We start from the raw sequence: 17,107 nt of genomic DNA, 5'->3' as shown, positions 1-17,107 counted from the left end.
GACAGGGGGCTGATGGATCGCGGAAACGGCCCGGTACTGCCCGCCTAGGTGGGGGCGAGGGGTCGGCGCGGTGGTTCTGCCCGACCACGGGGCTGTCGCTTGCGCTTGTCGAACCGCGCGCTCCGCTGGACGCACACCCTGTTGCCAGTCACCCGCAGCTCGATGATTCTCAGCCAGGAGCGGCGACCTCCGAGTCACCGCACCAGCGATCCAGCCTAGCGATCGGGATCCGGGGCCGCCGCGCCGCCCCGGCACAACGGGACGCACATCACGTCCGGACGTCCAGCCGGAGCCCGTGCGCGACCTCGTCGCGGGTCAGCAGCCGCACCTGCTGCCAGCCACGCGGCACCTCGCCCCCGCGCAAGCTCCGGTACATCCGGTCCGCGCGCTGGACGTGCCGCTGGAACGAGGTGCGGCGGATCAGCCTGCCGCGCTGCTGCTGCCCGGCCAGCGCGTCGCGCGGATCGGCGTGCAGCCACACGAGCACCCGCTGCCGCCCGCTCAGCCAGCCGAAGGCCACCAGCATGGCGCGGGTGGTGGCCCGGGTGGCGGGCTCGTGCGCGACGACCGGACCGGAGGTGGTCAGGCAGTACCAGGCGATGCGGCTGCGGTGCGCCAGGTGCACCACCGGCCGGTAGTAGCGGTAGGGCAGCCGGGCGGGCAGGACCTCGCGCAGGCGCGCGCGGACCTGCTCGGAGTCCAGCGCCGAGATGCCGGCATCCGACCGGAGCTTGCCCAGCACCGTGCTCTTGCCCGCGCCTGGCAGTCCGGCCAGGACGACGAGGGATCGGCGGCCGACGCGCACGGTCGGCGGGGGGTTAGCGACCACTGGTGGTGAGTCCCGTATGTCCACGACGAGCACTAGATTACGCGTCGATCGATCTTGTCCGGCAGGTCCGGCCCCCGGTGCCGGGTCGGCGAAACGCGTTTTCAATTAAGGCTTTTTCATCCGGCCTGGTGGCCGCCGTCCCGGAACGGGAAGAGGCGGCCCGCCTCCCTTGCGAGCCGCCTCACAGCACCAGCCCCCTGGTGCACTTCCCAGTCCGCCCGGACGGCCCTTCCCCTGCCGTCCGCGCGGGTCCCCCGTTGCGATCGCCAGGCCCGGAATCACCCGCCCGACCCCCAGTGCGGGCGGGTGCCCCCTCCGGTTCCCCCTGACTTCCCTCGTCGCACTGAGAAGTCTGCCGCCCGGAGCGCCCCGGCGAGACCGTGAAGCCCCCTGAGTGCGGCTGCGTATTGCTACTCACCTCGGCCCGCGCCAGATCGGGAAATCACTCACGAAAGGCGGGAGGGCGCCTCCGGCCGGATGGCCGAAGACGCCCTCTCACCAGGCACGGGTCAGATCGCCTCGGGGCCGGTCTCCCCGGTGCGGACGCGGACCACGGTGTCCACCGCGGTCACCCACACCTTGCCGTCGCCGACGTTGCCGGTGCGGACGGCGTGCACGATGCCGTCCACCACCTCGTCCACGGCGGATTCCTCGACCAGGACCTCCACGCGCAGCTTCTCGATGAAGTCCACCGGGTACTCGGCGCCCCGGTAGACCTCGGTGCGGCCCTTCTGCCTGCCGTAGCCCTGCGCCTGGCTGACCGTCATGCCCAGCACGCCGAGCCTGGCCAGCGCCTCCTTCAGGTCGTCCAGCTTGGACGGTTGCACGATCGCGGTGACCAGTTTCATGCGCGGCTGTCCTCCAGTTCGCGTGCCGCCTCGCCTGCCGGAGCGCGGCGGGCGGAGCCGCGGTCGCCGAAGTGGTACGCGGCCTCGGCGTGCTCGGTCTCGTCGATGCCCACGGCCTCGTCCTCCGGGCCTGCCCGGAAGCCGACGACCGCCTTCACCAGCAGCGCCAGCACCAGGCTGAGCACGAACGAGTACACCAGCACCGCGACCGCTCCGACGGCCTGCCGCCACAGCTGGTCCAGCCCGCCGCCGTAGAACAGGCCGTCCACCCCGGCTGGGGCGGCCGAGGACGCGAACAGGCCGATCAGCAAGGTGCCCAGCAGACCGCCGACCAGGTGCACGCCCACCACGTCGAGCGAATCGTCGTAGCCGAAGCGGAACTTGAGGCTGACCGACAGCGCGCAGGCCGCACCGGTGATGGCGCCGATCGCGATGGCGCCCAGCGGGGTCACCGAGGAGCAGGCCGGGGTGATCGCGACCAGCCCGGCGACGATGCCCGAGGCCGCGCCGAGCGTGGTGGCGTGGCCGTCGCGGATGCGCTCCACCAGCAGCCAGCCGAGCATCGCGGCGCTGGTGGCCACCAGCGTGTTGACCAGGACGATCGCGGCGGTGGTGTTCGCGGCCAGCGCGGAACCGGCGTTGAAGCCGAACCAGCCGAACCACAGCAGCGCCGCGCCGAGCACCACGAACGGCAGGTTGTGCGGCTTGCCCGGGTCCTTCGGCCAGCCGGTGCGCTTGCCCAGCACCAGGGCCAGCGCCAGCGCCGCGGCACCGGCGTTGATGTGCACCGCGGTGCCGCCCGCGAAGTCGATCGCGGCGATCCGGTTGGCGATCCAGCCGCCGACCGCGGTCACGTTGCCCGCCTCGTCGGTGGTGTCGAAGGCGAAGACCCAGTGCGCGACCGGGAAGTACACCACCACCGCCCACAGCGCGGCGAACAGCAGCCAGGGCCCGAAGCGGGCGCGGTCGGCGATCGCGCCGGAGATCAGGGCCACCGTGATGATCGCGAACATCGCCTGGAAGCCGACGAAGGCCAGGGTGGGGATCGTGCCGGAGAGCTGGTCCTCGCCGAGCAGCGAGCCGAGCCCGAAGAACTCGGCGGGGTTGCCGAGCAGGCCGACGCCGCCCACGTCGGAACCGAACGCCGTGGAGTAGCCGACGAGCACCCACAGCACGCCCACCACACCGATGCTGCCGAGGCTCATCATCAGCATGTTGAGCACGCCGCGGGAGCGCACCATGCCACCGTAGAAGAACGCCAGACCGGGGGTCATGAGCAGGACCAGGGCCGCGCTCACGAGCACCCACGCGGTGTCGCCTGAATTCACATCGCCTCCCGCGCGAACCGAGTTGCGCCGCATCATCGGGAGCGTCTGTTTCAGCCGGCCCGTTCCGCTGTTTCAGCGCGGTGAAATCGGCCGCACGGTGTGTTAAGCGCGTGTTGTGAGAGCACTGCCGGCGTAGCAGCCGCGCTCGTGCAAGCGGCATCAGCCGCTTCGAGCACGCACGACCGCCAGCGGGTTCTGAGTGGTTTCCTGAAGCACTCAGGTTGTGGGAGAACCGCCTTGTTGCACTGACGGGACCTGGCGGTGGCGGCAGGCGAGCAGTCCTGAGATCAGCCACGCGGTGCAGCAGGCCAGCAGGAGCACCAGCGGGGCGGTCCAGTTGCCCGCCAGGTCGTGCAGCAGCCCGATCAGCAGCGGGCCGGTCGCGGCGATGAGGTATCCGCCGCCCTGCGCCATCCCGGACAGCGCGGCCGCGGTGTCGCTGTCCGGCGAGCGCAGCCCGATCACCGTCAGCGCCAGGCCGAACGAGGCGCCCTGCGCGATCCCGAGCAGGATCACCGACGGCCACACCCCGGCCACCGGGCCGACCAGGATCCCGGTGAAGCCGAGCGCGATGCACACCGCCAGCGCGGTGGAGATCGGCCGCTGGTCGCGGAAGCGGCGGCACAGCACCGGAACCGCCAGCGACCCGGCGGACTGCACCGCCGCCTGGATGCCGAGCGCCAGCCCGGCCAGCCCGGCGCTCATGCCCCGGCCCTGCAGCATCGTCGGCAGCCAGCCGAACACCACGTAGGCCATCGCCGACTGCAAGCCCATGAAGGCGGTGACCTGCCAGGCCAGCGGGGTGCGCCATAGCGCTCCCGGGCGCGAGGGCTGCGGCGGCGCACCGGAACCGCGGCGCAGGACGAAAGCGCTGATCACCAGCGCCACCAGCACCGGGATCGCGAGCACTCCGAGCGGGGCCTGCCAGGCCGAGCCCAGCGCGTTGCCGACCGGAACCACGATGCTGGCCGCGAACGCGCCGCCCAGCGTCAGGCACACCGTGTACACCGCCGTGATCACCGGGATGTTGTGCGGGAAGTCGCGCTTGATCAGGCCGGGCAGCGCCACGTTCGCCACCGCGATCGCGGCTCCGACGACGACCGTGCCCGCCAGCAGCGTCCAGGTCGAGCCGAGCGCCCGCAGCGAATTGCCGACCACCAGCACCACGAGGCAGCCGACGACCACCTTCTCGTCGCCGAACCGCTGCCGCAGCACCGGCGCGACGAACGCGAACACGCCCAGGCACACCACCGGCAGCGTGGTCAGCACCCCGCCGAAGGTGTTCGACACCCCGAGGTCCTGCTGGATCCGCTCCAGCAGCGGCGCCACGGCGGTGAACGGCGGCCGCAGCGCCAGCGCCACCAGCACGATCAGCACCATGGTGGCGACCGCGGCCTTGCCCGCAGCGCGCTCGGGTGCCCGCTGGACTCCGGTACTCACTGCGCAGTTCCCCTCTCGTCGACGACGCCCCGAAGCGACGTCAGGCACGGTTCGATCACGGCTTGAGCAGCCCGGGCGGCGGCCTCGGGATCTCGACCGGAGATCGCGTCGAACAGCGCGCGGTGGGCCTCCGGGCCGCCTTCGCTCAGCGCGCTGTCCGCGCGCAGCGCCACGAGGCTCTCGCGAAGACGTTCGCGCAGGTAGCGGTACATCTCGGTGAGCAGCGGATTGCGCGCGGCGTCGACCACGGCGGAGTGGAACTCCACGTCGGCGGCACCGAACTCCTCCGGCGACGCGGCCCGGTCGCGCCGGTCCAGCAGCTCGCGCAACCGCGCCACGTCGGCGTCCTCGCGCCGCAGCGCGGCCAGCCGCGCGGCCTGCACGTCGTAGGCCAGCTGCACCTCGAAGACATCGCGCAGCGCGGCCAGCCGCAGCTGCCGCAGCATCGGTGTCGGATCGGCCGCGGACACCACGAAAGTCCCGGCGCCCTGCCGGGCTTCCAAGCACCCCAGCTGCACCAACGCCCGAACAGCCTCCCGAACGACGGCCCGGCTCACGCCGAGCTCGGCCACCAGGTCCTGCTCGGTGGGTATCCGCTCTCCCGGAGCCCAAGCCCCCTGCGCCAACTGCTCGCTGAGCGCGGCGATGACCTCGTCGACGGAAGACCGCCGCCCGACAACCCGCATCCCGGAACCTCCCGCCAGACGGTATGCGACACGTCAGTCGTCAGACAAATTTCCCGCCTGGTGAGAAGCACCACCAACCACCGCGACCAACCCGACAAACGACCCCTCTCTGACGCAAAACGGATATCGTTCGAACCGCGCCGCAGTTGATCACCAGGCCGGAGGCTCCTTTGTCCGAGAGAAGACGTGGCCGCACCACGAGGAGGCGTAGTGCCAGCCCGGACGAGCCTTGAGCAGCTGGCGGCCGGCCGCAGGGCCCTCTTCCGGATTTTCGCGGCAGCGGCCGCACTCGGTGGCGCCATGTACTTCCTGGAGCAGAACCTGCTCACCGAACCTGGGCGGCTGTTGATCTTCGCCAGGGAGCCGTCGCCTCTGGATCGTCCTCACCGCGACCGCCATCACTGTCCTGGGGCTGATCACCTGCTTCGGTTGGAAGCGCCGACGCGATCAGTCAGCTGCACGAGTCGAACGATGTGAAGGTGCATAGCTTCCGTTCGGAGCCGAGGCGGACGGCGTTCCAGATCGCACTTTGGGGCGTGGCCGTGCTGTCGCTGGGCGCGTACTTCGCCTCCACCTGGTTTCAGGACTCCGCGCTGGGCATTCTCTTCAACACCACGTTCTGGCTCTCCTTGTTCGCCACGAAGACTCTCCGGCACAGACAGCTGACGGACGTCGAGCGCGAAAGCGAGCCCGGCCAGGTGGAGGCCTCAGCAGGCTCCGAAGAGCAGCAGCCCGTTCCGCGACGCAATGCGCTGTCCCGCGGCGTGAAGGTCGTCCTCCTGCTGGAGCTGGTGCTGGCCCTCGCGGGCGGAGCGCTTCACCTCCTGCAGATCGATGGAAGCATCGGCCTCCGGTCTGTCACGGCGACGACGTTGCTGCTGGCAGGGTCGATATCGATCGCGTGCGGCATCCTCCTGCACGGCCTCTTGCGGCGGCTCGGAAGTCCCGAGAAGTGGGCCGACACCGCCACCGCAGTCGGGATCACGGCGACGTTCCCGCTTCTGTGCTGGCTCGGCTACTACGCGGGACGACGGAACGGCCACTGCATCTACCGGCACTCCGACGGGAGCAAGCAGGACTTCACGTGCGCTCCGCAGGAATCCGGCCGGTACATGCTCCTGGTCAACGACATCGGCAGCTACCTCGGTCGGCCGGTGGTCGGCGCGGCGTTCATGGTCGCCCTGTTCATCGGAGCCGCCCTCGCGATCGGTCTCCCGGATCGGGGCAACCGGGCCGTCACCAAGTCGAACCTGATCTGCGCATTGCTGGCTTCGGCTCTGCTCGCGACGGTGTTCGCACTGCAACTCGCCGACGCACCCGAGTACGACCTGGGCTGGTCGGCGCTGGCCGTGCTCGTGGTGATCCTCCCGCCCGTCGTTCACGCGGTTCGGCGGAGGGTTCAGCTGGAGCGGATGGGACGGCCGGGTTCTCCGCTGAGCCGTGTCAGGCCGCGTGGTCGTAGACGGTGACCGGTACTCCGCGCGCCACGAGGCGGTCCTGGATCAGCGGCTCCACCTGGGACCACTTCCCGCCGGCGAGTCCGCAGCCGATCCGGGGCATGTGCACCGACGCGCCCAGTTCGAGCGCCTTGTCCGCGACCGACCCCAGGGCCACGTCGATCGCCTCGTACCGCACGGGCACGCCCTTGCTGCCCCTGCGCATGCCGCGCTGACCCACCATGTTCGCCACCCAGATCCGCTGCCCGGCCTGCACGAACTGCACGGCGCCCAACGCGAAGTCGTTGCCCGCGCGCTCGCGGTGCCAACGCCGGTACTCCTGCTCCGGCTCCGGCCAACGACGGGAGATCGCGACGACGAAACCCTTGCCCCATCCGCCCAGGTCGTTGCAGACATGAGCGATCACCTTGACGCCCTCGCCCTGCGGAGCGGTCGCGTCTCCCCGCACGTAATCGATCCCGGCCACGACCTCAACCTAAGCGCCGCCACCGACACCGGAGACCGAATTTCCACCCGCAGACCCCGGGCAGCAGACGGCCCCCGCACGCTGGGTGCGGGGGCCGTCCGGGTCGATCAGTCGAGGAGGGCGTCCACGAAGGCTTCCGGCTGGAAGGGAGCCAGGTCGTCCGGGCCTTCGCCGAGGCCGACCAGCTTCACCGGGACACCCAGCTCGCGCTGGACCTGGAAGACGATGCCGCCCTTGGCCGTGCCGTCGAGCTTGGTCAGGACGATGCCCGTCACGTCCACCACCTCGGAGAACACGCGGGCCTGGATCAGGCCGTTCTGGCCCGTCGTGGCGTCCAGGACCAGGAGGACCTCGTCCACCTGGGCCTTCTTCTCCACCACGCGCTTGACCTTGCCCAGCTCGTCCATCAGGCCCGTCTTGGTGTGCAGGCGGCCGGCCGTGTCGACCAGGACCGCGTCCACCGCGGTGTCCGAGCCGCGACTGACCGCCTCGAACGCCACGCTCGCCGGGTCCGCGCCCTCCTTGCCGCGCACGACCTCGGCGCCCACTCGGTGGCCCCAGGTGGCCAGCTGCTCGACCGCCGCCGCGCGGAACGTGTCGGCCGCGCCGAGCAGGACCGTGCGGCCGTCGGCGACCAGGACCCGGGCCAGCTTGCCGGTCGTCGTGGTCTTGCCGGTTCCGTTGACGCCGACCACGAGCACCACGGCGGGCTTGCCGCCGTCGGCCGGGTCGCCGTGCGGCAGCGCGCGCACCGCGCGCTCCATGTCCGGGCCGAGAGCGTCCACCAGCACCTCGCGCAGCAGGGCTCGCGCCTGCTCGGGGGTGCGCACGCCGCGCGAGGCGATCTCGGTGCGGAGGCGCTCGGTGATCTCGGTGGTCGTGGCCGCACCGAGGTCGGCCAGCAGCAGGGTGTCCTCGATCTCCTCCCAGGAATCCTCGTCGAGGTCACCAGCGCCGAGCAGGCCCAGCAGGCCCTGGCCGAAGGTCGACCGGGAGCGCGACAGGCGACCGCGCAGCCGCTCCAGGCGGCCGGCCGTCGGTTCGATCTCCTCGATCTCCTCGACGGCTTCCGGCTCCGCCGGGGTCGGCTCGGGCACCGGCTCGACGCGCTCCTGCGCCGGCACCTCGGGCTCGGCAGGCGCCTCGGGCTTCTCAGGGGCCGCGGGCTTCTCCGCGGTCTCCGGAGCCGAGGGCTTCTCGGGGGCCGGCGGCTCCTCCGTCGTCGTCCCGCCGTCCGGGAGCTCGACGTCGACGATGCCGCGGCGCTCGGTGTCGCGCGGGACCGCCGCGTCGTCACCGACACCGGGCTGGCCCTCCACCTCGGTGCGCTCGCCCGCGGGGTGCTCCGGCGGGGCCGCCGTGGTGGTGCCGCCGCTGGACAGGCTGATCCCGCCGTCCGCGCGGTAGCCGCCGCCCTTGACGGGCTCGGTCGGCGCAGTGCTGTCGTCCTGCTCGCTCAGGCTGATCCGGCGCCGGCGGTTCAGCACCACACCGGCGATCACGGCGATCGCCAGCACCAGCACCACGGCGACGATGATCAGAATCACGGTAGAGGTGGTCACCCGCCCATCCTCCCACCTGCTGATTCCGGCGCTGGCACACGCCCCGGACGGGTCGCTGCGCTGAAGCGGTGCAGTGGGCAAATAACCAACAAAACGTGTTCGACGCTTGCATTTGTCGTTGACTGTGCAATAGACCACATACGTGAACTGGTGGCGAGTGCTCGGGCTGATCTCCGGCACGTCGATGGACGGCGTCGACGTCGCCGCGGCCGAGCTGCGGTTGGACGGTGACGTGCTGGAGCTCCGGCCGCTGGGCAGCACGACGGTGGCCTATCCCCCTGGCCTGCGCCGGGACCTGCTGGCGGCGCTGCCGCCCGCGCCGTGCAGCGCCGCGGAGCTGTGCCGGCTGGACACCCTCGTCGGGCAGCACTTCGCCACCGCGGCGGGCATCGGGCTGGAGCTGGCGGACGGCCGCGCGGACTTCGCCGCCTCGCTGGGCCAGACGCTCTACCACTGGGTCCAGGACGGTCGGGCGCGCGGCACGCTGCAGATCGGGCAGCCCGCGTGGATCGCCGAAGCCACCGGACTTCCCGTGGTGTCGGACCTGCGCGCACGCGACGTCGCCGCCGGCGGGCACGGCGCTCCGCTGGCCGGTGTCCTGGACGCGCTGTGGCTGGCCGACGAGCCGGGCCCGGGCGTGGCGCTGAACATCGGCGGCATCGCCAACATCACCGTGGTCGGCGGCGCTCGGCCGCTGGCCTACGACACCGGCCCCGGCAACGCGCTGATCGACCTCGCCGCCGCACGGGTGACCGGAGAGCCGCAGGACACCGGCGGTGCGATCGCCGCAGGCGGGACCGTGCGCGCCGATCTGCTGGACGCGCTGCTCGCCGACGAGTACTACCGCCTGCCGCCGCCGAAGTCGACCGGCAAGGAGCGGTTCAACGCCGACTACCTGGACCGGGCGCTGGCCCAGGTCGACATCGCCGACGCCGACCTGCTCGCCACGCTGACCGAGCTGACCGCGCGCACCATCGCCGACGCCTGCCGCGCGGTGGGCGCCGTCCGCGTCGTCGCTTCCGGCGGCGGCGTGCGCAATCCCGTCCTGCTCGCCGCGCTGCGCCGACTGCTGGACGTCCCCGTGCTCGTCAGCGACGAGCTCGGGCTACCGGCCGACAGCAAGGAAGCGCTGCTCACCGCGCTGCTCGGGTTCCTCACCTGGCACGGCACTCCCGGCAACACGCCGGGTACCACAGGGGCCGCCGGGCCCCGGTTGTTGGGCAGCATCACACCTGGAGCCGGACCGCTGCGGCTGCCCGCCCCGGCCGTCCACCCACCGACCCGGCTGCGCGTGCAGCCCGGTGACACCGCGTAGGAGGCAGCATGCGATCACTCGACCTGGCCGTGATCGGCTTGTACCTGGTCGCCATGCCGGTGCTCGGACTGCTGCTGGGCGGCAGGCAGAAGAGCTCCCAGGACTACTTCGTCGGCAGCAGGCAGCTGCCCTGGTGGGCGGTGTGCTTCTCGGTGGTCGCCACCGAGACCTCCACGCTGACGGTGATCAGCGTGCCGACGGTGGCCTACCTCGGCAGCTTCACCTACCTGCAGCTGGCCATCGGCTACCTGATCGGCCGGGTCGTGGTGGCCTTCGTGCTGCTGCCGAAGTACTTCGCCGGGAACCTGGTCAGCGCTTACGAGTTCCTCGGCCAGCGGTTCGGCGCCGGGCTGCAGGGCACCGCCTCGGTGACGTTCCTGATCACCCGGCTGCTGGCCGACGGGCTGCGGCTGTTCGCCACCGCGATCCCGGTGAAGGTGATGCTGGCCGCCTTCGGCGTCGACCTGGCGTACTGGCAGATCGTGCTGGTCCTGGCAGTGCTGACGGTGATCTACACCTACCTGGGCGGGATCAAGGCGGTGGTGTGGGTCGACGCGATCCAGATGGTCGTCTACATCGGCGGCGCGATCGTGGCCGCGGTGGTGCTGGTCGGTCAGCTGCCGTCGGACTGGTTCACCACCGCTCTGGAAGCGGGCAAGTTCCAGCTGCTGGACTTCACCTCGTCGATCGTCACGGACCAGTACGCGTTCCTCACCGCGGTGCTCGGCGGTGCCGTGTTCGCGATGGCCTCGCACGGCGCCGACCAGCTCATGGTGCAGCGGCTGCTGGCCTGCCGGAACGTGCGGGACAGCCAGAAGGCGCTGATCGCCAGCGGTTTCGTGGTGGCCCTGCAGTTCGCGCTGTTCCTGCTGATCGGCACCATGCTGTGGTCGTTCTTCCGCGGCGCGGCGCCTGCCGAGCTGGGCATGGCCAGCAAGGACGAGCTGTTCCCGACCTTCATCGTCAACGACCTGCCGCCGGGACTGTCCGGGCTGCTCATCGCCGGGATCCTGGCCGCCGCGATGAGCACCCTGGCCTCGTCGCTGAACTCGCTGTCCACCTCCACCGTCAGCGACCTGTACCAGCGGCTGGCCAAGCGGAAGCTGGACGACGCGGCCGTGCTGCGGATGGGCAAGCTCTGGACGCTGGTCTGGGCCGTGGTGTTCGTGGTGTTCGCGTCGATGTTCAGCAGCACCGACAACCCGGTGGTGGAGGTCGGGCTGAGCATCGCCAGCTACACCTACGGGGCGCTGCTCGGCGCGTTCCTGCTGGGGCTGCTGGTCAAGCGCGCCCGGCAGGTGGACGCCACGATCGCCTTCTGCGCGACGATCGCGGTGGTGCTGGTCTTCGTGTTCTGGGTGCAGTTCCCGGACGGCGAAGGCGGCGAGTCGTCGCTGGCCTTCCCCTGGTACACGCCGCTGGGCGTGATCGTGACGCTGGTGGTGGGCGGTCTGCTGTCACTGCGCCACCCCGCGACCGAACCCGAGGTCGAGCACGCCGACAAGTCCTGAGCCACGGGGGTCGGTTCTTCGGCGGAACCGACCCCGTGGCCGATCACATCGACGCGGTCGTGATGATCGAGATGAGGAGCATCAGGACGGCGAAGCCGATGCTGCCGAAGAAGATGCCCATGGCGATACCGGTGCCGGGCGCGTCCTGCGGCGCCGGCCCGATCGCGCCGTCGATGAACGGGAACGCCGGCGCCTTGTAGTAGACGTCCTGCTGCTGTCCGACGGTCAGCGGGATGACCGCGCTCGCGTAGCCCAGCTTCCACAGGTAGTTGACGTGCACCTGGATCTGGTACTGGCCGGGCGGCAGGTCGACCGGGGTCTTGCCCCAGGTCAGGATCGGGCCGGGCTGGCCGTTGATGGTGACCTGCGGCTTGAAGAGCATGAAGGCCCAGGTGATCCAGTGGTACGAGCAGTCGATCAGCACGCGTGCCATGCCCGGCGCGGGCGGCGCCATCTGCGGCTGCGGCGGCGCCGGCTGCTGGTAGCCCTGCTGCGGATAGCCGCCCTGCTGCGGATAGCCCTGCGGCGCCACCGGCATCGGGCCGGACTGCGGATAGCCCTGCGGTGCCATCGGCTGCTGCATCGGCATCGGGCCGGACTGCGGGTAACCCTGCTGCGGATACCCCTGCTGGGGGTACGGCTGCTGGCCTGGCGGCGGGCCGTAGGGGTTGGTCATGGTCTCCTCCTGAGCTCCGGTGGACGCCGCGCGCGGTTGCCGGTCCACCGAACATCCTCCCGCACGCGGATCTCCGCGCCGAAACCGACCGGTCGCGCCCTTCAGCACCGCTTCCGCTGGGACGATAACCACACGAACGCACTGGGGACGGGGGTCGATGGTGCACGAGGACGAGCACGCCGAATTCCGGGCCAAGCTCAACGCCTACTCCGCGGGATCGCTGGACGACGTGGAGTGGCTCGTGATGCGCACGCACTTGGCCGACTGCGAGCTCTGCCGCGCCGAGCTGCGGCGGCCGGAGCTGTGGAACCGCGCTGCGCCGCAGCGGATTCCGGCGCGCCGGGTGAACCACCGCCCCGGCTGGCCGGTGGTGGCGGGCACCGCCGCGGTCGCGGCCCTGATCGCCTTCGGCGTCGGCTACGCCCTCGGCATCACCGCCTGAACGCGAACCGGCCGGGCGGCCGATTCCCGCCGGGCCGGTCCCGGACTGCGGGGTGATTGGGGCCGTGCTGCGCGAAAACCACGCGTCCGCGCAGGTTTTCGCTTCGACGCGTCACCCCGTTCCATCGTGTGAATCCTCCGCACGTCGTGTCGTGTCGTCGGTGCGCCGCGGACGGCTCCCCATAATCTCCGGCCAGTCACACGCAGTGACTTCTCGTGCTGGGGCAGCGATTCCGCGTCCCGGCCATGCCCAAGAAGGGACACACCGAAGTGAGTCATCTCGGTACCGCCTTTGCCCGCTACGCGGTCGTCGGAGCCGCCGCAGTCTCACTCGCCGCGGCGGTCGCGCTCCCCGCCTCCGCCGCCACGTCCGCCGAGCTGAACGCCGCCGCGACGGGCAGCAAGTGCCTCGACGTGGGGAGCACTCGCAACAACGGCGACAAGTCGCACCTCTGGGACTGCGGCGAACGCAACAACAACCAGAAGTTCGCGATCGACGGCAGCCAGATCAGGATCGTCGACACCATCGGCACCAGGCAGGAGATGTGCCTGGACGCCGGCAGTACCCGCAACAACGGCGACAAGGTGCACCTCTGGCGCTGCGGAGACACCAACACGAACCAGAAGTGGATCCTCCGCAACGGCCAGCTGGTCGTCAAGGACACCGCGGGCACCGGCAAGGAGATGTGCCTGGACGCCGGGAACTCCCGCAACAACGGCGACAAGGTGCACCTCTGGCGCTGCGGAGACACCAACGCCAACCAGAAGTGGGTCGTCCAGCGCGGCCAGATCAAGATCGAAGACACGCTCTGAGAACCGTCGGAACCGGTGCGGCTCCCGGCCGCACCGGTTCCGGTGCCCGTGCGGCCGCCTAGTCCAGGACGGCGGCGACGTCCCCTTCGGCGGGCGCGTCCGGTGACGGGTCCTTCTCCGCCGCACCGCGCAGGCGCTGGGAGATGACCTGGGTGATGCCGTCGCCGCGCATGGTCACGCCGTAGAGCGCGTCGGCGATCTCCATCGTCGGCTTCTGGTGCGTGATGATGATCAGCTGCGAGGTGGTGCGCAGCTGGTCGAGCAGGGTGATCAGGCGGCGCAGGTTGGTGTCGTCCAGCGCCGCCTCGACCTCGTCCATCACGTAGAACGGCGAGGGGCGGGCGCGGAAGATGGACACCAGCATGGCCACCGCGGTCAGCGACTTCTCACCACCGGACAGCAGCGACAGCCGCTTGACCTTCTTGCCCGGCGGGCGCGCCTCGACCTCCACACCGGTGGTCAGCATGTCCTCGGAGTCGGTGAGCGTCAGGCGCCCATCGCCGCCGGGGAACAGGACCTTGAAGACCGTCTCGAACTCCCGCGCCACGTCCTCGAACGCCGAGGAGAAGACCTCCAGGATCTTCTCGTCGACCTCCTTGACCACGCTGAGCAGGTCGCGGCGGCTGTCCTTGAGGTCTTCCAGCTGCGTGGACAGGAACTTGTAGCGCTCCTCCAGCGCGGCGAACTCCTCCAGCGCGAGCGGATTCACCTTGCCCAGCAGGGAGAGGTCCTTCTCGGCGCGCTTGGCCCGCCGCTCCTGGGTGGCGCGGTCGAACGGCACCGGCGGCGGTGCGCTGACGTCCTCGCCGCGTTCCTTGGCCGCCTCGTACTCGGCGATCTCGGCCGGGCCCGGCGGGATCGGCACGGTGGGCCCGTACTCGTCCACCAGGTCGTCGAGGCCGATGCCGAAATCTTCGATGATCTTGGTTTCGAGCTGCTCGATGCGCAGCCGCTGCTCGGCGCGCACGACCTCGTCGCGGTGCACCGCGTCGGTCAGCTTCTCCAGCTCGCCGCTGAGCTCCCGCACCCGCGCCCGGATCGCACCGAGCGCCTGCTCGTGCTCGCTCTGCTTGGCCTGCGCGACATCCCGTTCCTCGGTCGCGGCGCGCAGCGACTGCGCGATGCGCTCCAACGCCGTCTCGCAGCCCGAGACCACGGCCTGCGTCACGCGCGCTGCGCGTTCCCGCGCCTTGCGCGCCGCCTCCGCGCGGGCCCGCGCTTCGCGCTCGTGCCGGGCTGCGCGGCGCAGCTGATCCGCGCGCCCCTGCACCGCACGCGCGCGCTCTTCGGCCGTGCGCTGGGTGAGGCGGGCGTCCATCTCCTGCTGGCGCACGGTGCTGAGCTCGGCGCTGAACCGGTCGCGATCGGCGGTGTCGGGCTCGGCTGCTTCGTCCTGCTCGGTCTTGACCACGCGCAGGCGTTCTTCGAGCTCGGCGAGCTTGACCAGGGACTGCTCCCGGGCCTGCTCGACCTTCACCCGCTGATCGCGCGCGCGGTCGACATCGGCCGCCGCCGAGCGCGCCGCGCGCTGGAGGCTGGAGAGCCGTTCGGTGCTCCGGGCGCGCTGGACCTTCGCGTCGTTGATCTGCTCCTGGACGGCGCGGACCTCGGCGCGGCGGGATTCCTCTTCCGCCCGTGCACCTTCCAGCGCGGCCGAGTGCTGTTCGGCGCGGCGCTGGGCCGCGGCGAGCTCGCGTTCGGCCTCGTCGACCGCGGCCTGCACCTCGATGGCGCTCTGCCGGCTCTCGCCACCGCCGATCGCCCAGTGCGCGCCGAGCACGTCGCCACCGGCCGTCACCGCGCGGACTTCCGGGTGGCGCTGGACGAGTTCGCCCGCCTCGGCCAGGGAATCGACGACGGCGACCCGGTCCAGGGCCTTGAGCACCGCCGCGCGCAGGCCGTCCGGCGCGGAGATCAGATCGGCCGCCCAGCGGGCGGAACCGGGCAGCTGCGGCCAGCTCGACCGGTCGAGGGGCACCTCGGTCCCGATGAGCAGCCCGGCCTGGCCCGCTTCGTCGGCGCGGAGCATCTCCAGCGCGGCCACCGCGTCGGTCACGCCGCGCACCGCGACGGCATCGGCCACCGCGCCGAGAGCCGCCGCCAGCGCGGCTTCCGCACCGGCTTCGACGGTCAGCAGCGCCGCGACCGAGCCGAGCAGTCCGGGAACCCGGTCACCGGCCGCCATGAGCGCGCCCGCGCCGTCCTTTCGCTGCAAGCCCATCGACAGCGCCTCGACGCGGGCCTTCCAGGAAGCGATCTCCCGCTCCGCGGCCCGCTCGGCCTTTACCAGCTCCTCCACCCGGGCCCGCGCTGCATCGCGCGCCTCGGCGGCCGCTTCGCGGCGCTCCTGCAAGCCCGCGTCGTCGGAGTCGTAGCCGCCGCTCTCCTCCTCGGCGTCGGCGAGCGCCCGCTCGGCCTCCTCGGCGCGGGCGCTGGCTTCCTCCAGCGCGTCGGACAGCCGCTCGATCTCGTCTGAGGTGTCGCTGACCTTGCCGCGCAGCGACTCGACCTGACGGCCGGACAGCGGGAGCTCGGGGCTACCCATCGCCGTTGGCCGGCGCCTTGATGCCGAGGGCTTCGGCAAGGGCTTCGCGGCCGATTCCAGCTCCGAGCGGCGCTGCACCACCTCGTGCAAGGCCTCGCGGGCTTCTTCGAGCTGTTCGCGAAGCTCGATCTCCTGCTCGGCGGCTTCCTCGGCCTCGGCGTCCAGCTGATCGGGATCGCGGCCCGAGCGCTGCTCCTCGGTCTGCGCGGTCAAGTGCCGGTGCCGTTCAGCGGCCAGCCGCAGCGTGCCGTTCAGCCGCTCTTCCAGCGCCGACAGGCGGTACCAGGTCTCCTGGGCGCGGTGCAGGCGCGGGGCGTCCGCGGCGACCTGCTCTTCGAGCGTCTTCTCCTCGGACTGCGCGAACTGCAGCGCCCGCTCGACCTCCGCCCGCTTGGCGCGCGCGGTCTCCTGGTCGGCCTCGTCGCGGGCCAGGTCGGCGCGTGCGGTGACCAGGTCGTCGGCGATCAGGCGCAGCCGGGCGTCGCGCAGGTCGGCCTGCACGGTCTGGGCCTTGCGGGCGATCTCGGCCTGCTTGCCGAGCGGTTTGAGCTGGCGGCGCAGCTCACCGGTGAGGTCGGTCAACCGGGTCAGGTTGGCCTGCATCGCGTCGAGCTTGCGCAGCGCCTTTTCCTTGCGCTTGCGGTGCTTGAGCACGCCCGCGGCCTCTTCGATGAGCCTGCGGTTCTCCTCTGGCTTGGCCTGCAGGATCGACGCCAGCTGCCCCTGTCCGACGATGACGTGCATCTCGCGGCCGATGCCGGAGTCGGAGAGCAGCTCCTGCACGTCCATCAGCCGGCAGGAGCTGCCGTTGATCTCGTACTCGCTGGCCCCGTCGCGGAACATCCGCCGCGTGATGGAGACCTCGGTGTAGTCGATCGGCAGCGCGCCGTCGGTGTTGTCGATGGTCAGCGTGACCTCGGCGCGGCCCAGCGGGGCGCGGCCCGCGGTGCCGGCGAAGATGACGTCCTCCATCTTGCCGCCGCGCAGGTCCTTGGCGCCCTGCTCGCCCATCACCCAGCGCAGCGCGTCGAGCACGTTGGACTTGCCGGAACCGTTCGGCCCGACGACGCAGGTGATGCCGGGCTCGAAGCGCAGCGTGGTGGCCGAGGCGAAGGACTTGAACCCCTTCAGCGTCAGGCTCTTCAGGTGCACGGCTGCGATCGACCTTTCCCGTGGTTGGTACCCCTGGT

General features: G+C 71.2%; 14 protein-coding genes. 5 read left to right on the top strand and 9 right to left on the bottom strand.

Going from position 1 to position 17,107, the window contains the following annotated elements; translation table 11 throughout:
- Positions 1-268 precede the first annotated feature (268 nt).
- The 5 genes from C4T78_RS13810 to C4T78_RS13790 all read right to left on the bottom strand — a co-directional run bounded on the left by C4T78_RS13810 (position 269) and on the right by C4T78_RS13790 (position 5,131).
- A complete protein-coding gene (locus C4T78_RS13810; RefSeq protein WP_235862932.1) occupies positions 269-829 on the bottom strand; it encodes an AAA family ATPase in 561 nt (186 codons plus the stop codon).
- A gap of 509 nt (positions 830-1,338) precedes the next feature.
- Complete coding sequence (locus tag C4T78_RS13805; RefSeq protein WP_093146645.1) at positions 1,339-1,677, bottom strand: P-II family nitrogen regulator; 339 nt, start codon at positions 1,675-1,677, stop codon at positions 1,339-1,341.
- Positions 1,674-3,005: an ammonium transporter gene (locus C4T78_RS13800; protein ID WP_093344512.1), complete on the bottom strand. Its 1,332-nt coding sequence runs from the start codon at positions 3,003-3,005 to the stop codon at positions 1,674-1,676. Before C4T78_RS13800 ends, C4T78_RS13805 begins: the two co-directional genes overlap by 4 nt.
- Positions 3,006-3,221: 216 nt before the next feature.
- Positions 3,222-4,445: a CynX/NimT family MFS transporter gene (locus C4T78_RS13795; protein ID WP_235862931.1), complete on the bottom strand. Its 1,224-nt coding sequence runs from the start codon at positions 4,443-4,445 to the stop codon at positions 3,222-3,224.
- Positions 4,442-5,131 carry a FadR/GntR family transcriptional regulator gene (locus C4T78_RS13790; RefSeq protein ID WP_093344509.1) on the bottom strand — a complete coding sequence of 230 codons (690 nt, stop codon included), beginning with the start codon at positions 5,129-5,131 and terminating at the stop codon, positions 4,442-4,444. The genes C4T78_RS13795 and C4T78_RS13790 overlap by 4 nt, the downstream gene beginning before the upstream one ends.
- Before the next feature lie 479 nt (positions 5,132-5,610).
- On the opposite strand from C4T78_RS13790, the gene C4T78_RS13780 reads away from it, so the two are divergent.
- The gene (locus C4T78_RS13780) at positions 5,611-6,600 is read left to right on the top strand and encodes a hypothetical protein (protein ID WP_103908122.1); all 990 of its coding nucleotides are present in this window, start codon (positions 5,611-5,613) and stop codon (positions 6,598-6,600) included.
- Here C4T78_RS13780 and C4T78_RS13775 read toward each other — a convergent pair.
- Positions 6,575-7,054 (bottom strand): macro domain-containing protein, encoded by a 480-nt coding sequence (locus tag C4T78_RS13775; protein ID WP_093344501.1) that lies wholly within the window; start codon positions 7,052-7,054, stop codon positions 6,575-6,577. The two genes, C4T78_RS13780 and C4T78_RS13775, sit on opposite strands and share 26 nt — an antisense overlap.
- Positions 7,055-7,161: 107 nt before the next feature.
- Positions 7,162-8,616 (bottom strand): signal recognition particle-docking protein FtsY, encoded by a 1,455-nt coding sequence (gene ftsY / locus C4T78_RS13770; protein ID WP_093344498.1) that lies wholly within the window; start codon positions 8,614-8,616, stop codon positions 7,162-7,164.
- A 142-nt stretch (positions 8,617-8,758) separates the two neighbouring features.
- On the opposite strand from ftsY, the gene C4T78_RS13765 reads away from it, so the two are divergent.
- Positions 8,759-9,931 (top strand): anhydro-N-acetylmuramic acid kinase, encoded by a 1,173-nt coding sequence (locus tag C4T78_RS13765; protein ID WP_093344495.1) that lies wholly within the window; start codon positions 8,759-8,761, stop codon positions 9,929-9,931.
- Positions 9,932-9,939: 8 nt separating this feature from the next.
- Positions 9,940-11,442 (top strand): sodium:solute symporter, encoded by a 1,503-nt coding sequence (locus C4T78_RS13760; protein ID WP_103908121.1) that lies wholly within the window; start codon positions 9,940-9,942, stop codon positions 11,440-11,442.
- A gap of 43 nt (positions 11,443-11,485) precedes the next feature.
- On the opposite strand, the gene C4T78_RS13755 is transcribed toward C4T78_RS13760, so the two are convergent.
- Positions 11,486-12,166, bottom strand: a complete 681-nt coding sequence (locus tag C4T78_RS13755; protein ID WP_235863811.1) for a hypothetical protein — start codon at positions 12,164-12,166, stop codon at positions 11,486-11,488.
- 109 nt (positions 12,167-12,275) lie between these two features.
- Between C4T78_RS13755 and C4T78_RS13750 the strand changes: the two genes are divergently transcribed.
- Positions 12,276-12,560 (top strand): cupin domain-containing protein, encoded by a 285-nt coding sequence (locus C4T78_RS13750; RefSeq protein ID WP_093357460.1) that lies wholly within the window; start codon positions 12,276-12,278, stop codon positions 12,558-12,560.
- 245 nt (positions 12,561-12,805) lie between these two features.
- Positions 12,806-13,372, top strand: a complete 567-nt coding sequence (locus C4T78_RS13745; RefSeq protein ID WP_093357461.1) for an RICIN domain-containing protein — start codon at positions 12,806-12,808, stop codon at positions 13,370-13,372.
- A 58-nt stretch (positions 13,373-13,430) separates the two neighbouring features.
- Here the strand turns inward: C4T78_RS13745 and smc are convergent, their stop codons facing one another.
- The gene (gene smc / locus C4T78_RS13740; RefSeq protein WP_103908120.1) at positions 13,431-17,069 is read right to left on the bottom strand and encodes a chromosome segregation protein SMC; all 3,639 of its coding nucleotides are present in this window, start codon (positions 17,067-17,069) and stop codon (positions 13,431-13,433) included.
- Positions 17,070-17,107: the final 38 nt, after the last annotated feature.

Origin of the sequence: Saccharopolyspora kobensis (genome assembly GCF_900108315.1) — a bacterium.
Taxonomy (GTDB): domain Bacteria; phylum Actinomycetota; class Actinomycetes; order Mycobacteriales; family Pseudonocardiaceae; genus Saccharopolyspora; species Saccharopolyspora kobensis.
The sequence above is the reverse complement of the archived record's forward strand: the minus strand, read 5'-3'. Positions and strand labels throughout refer to the sequence as shown.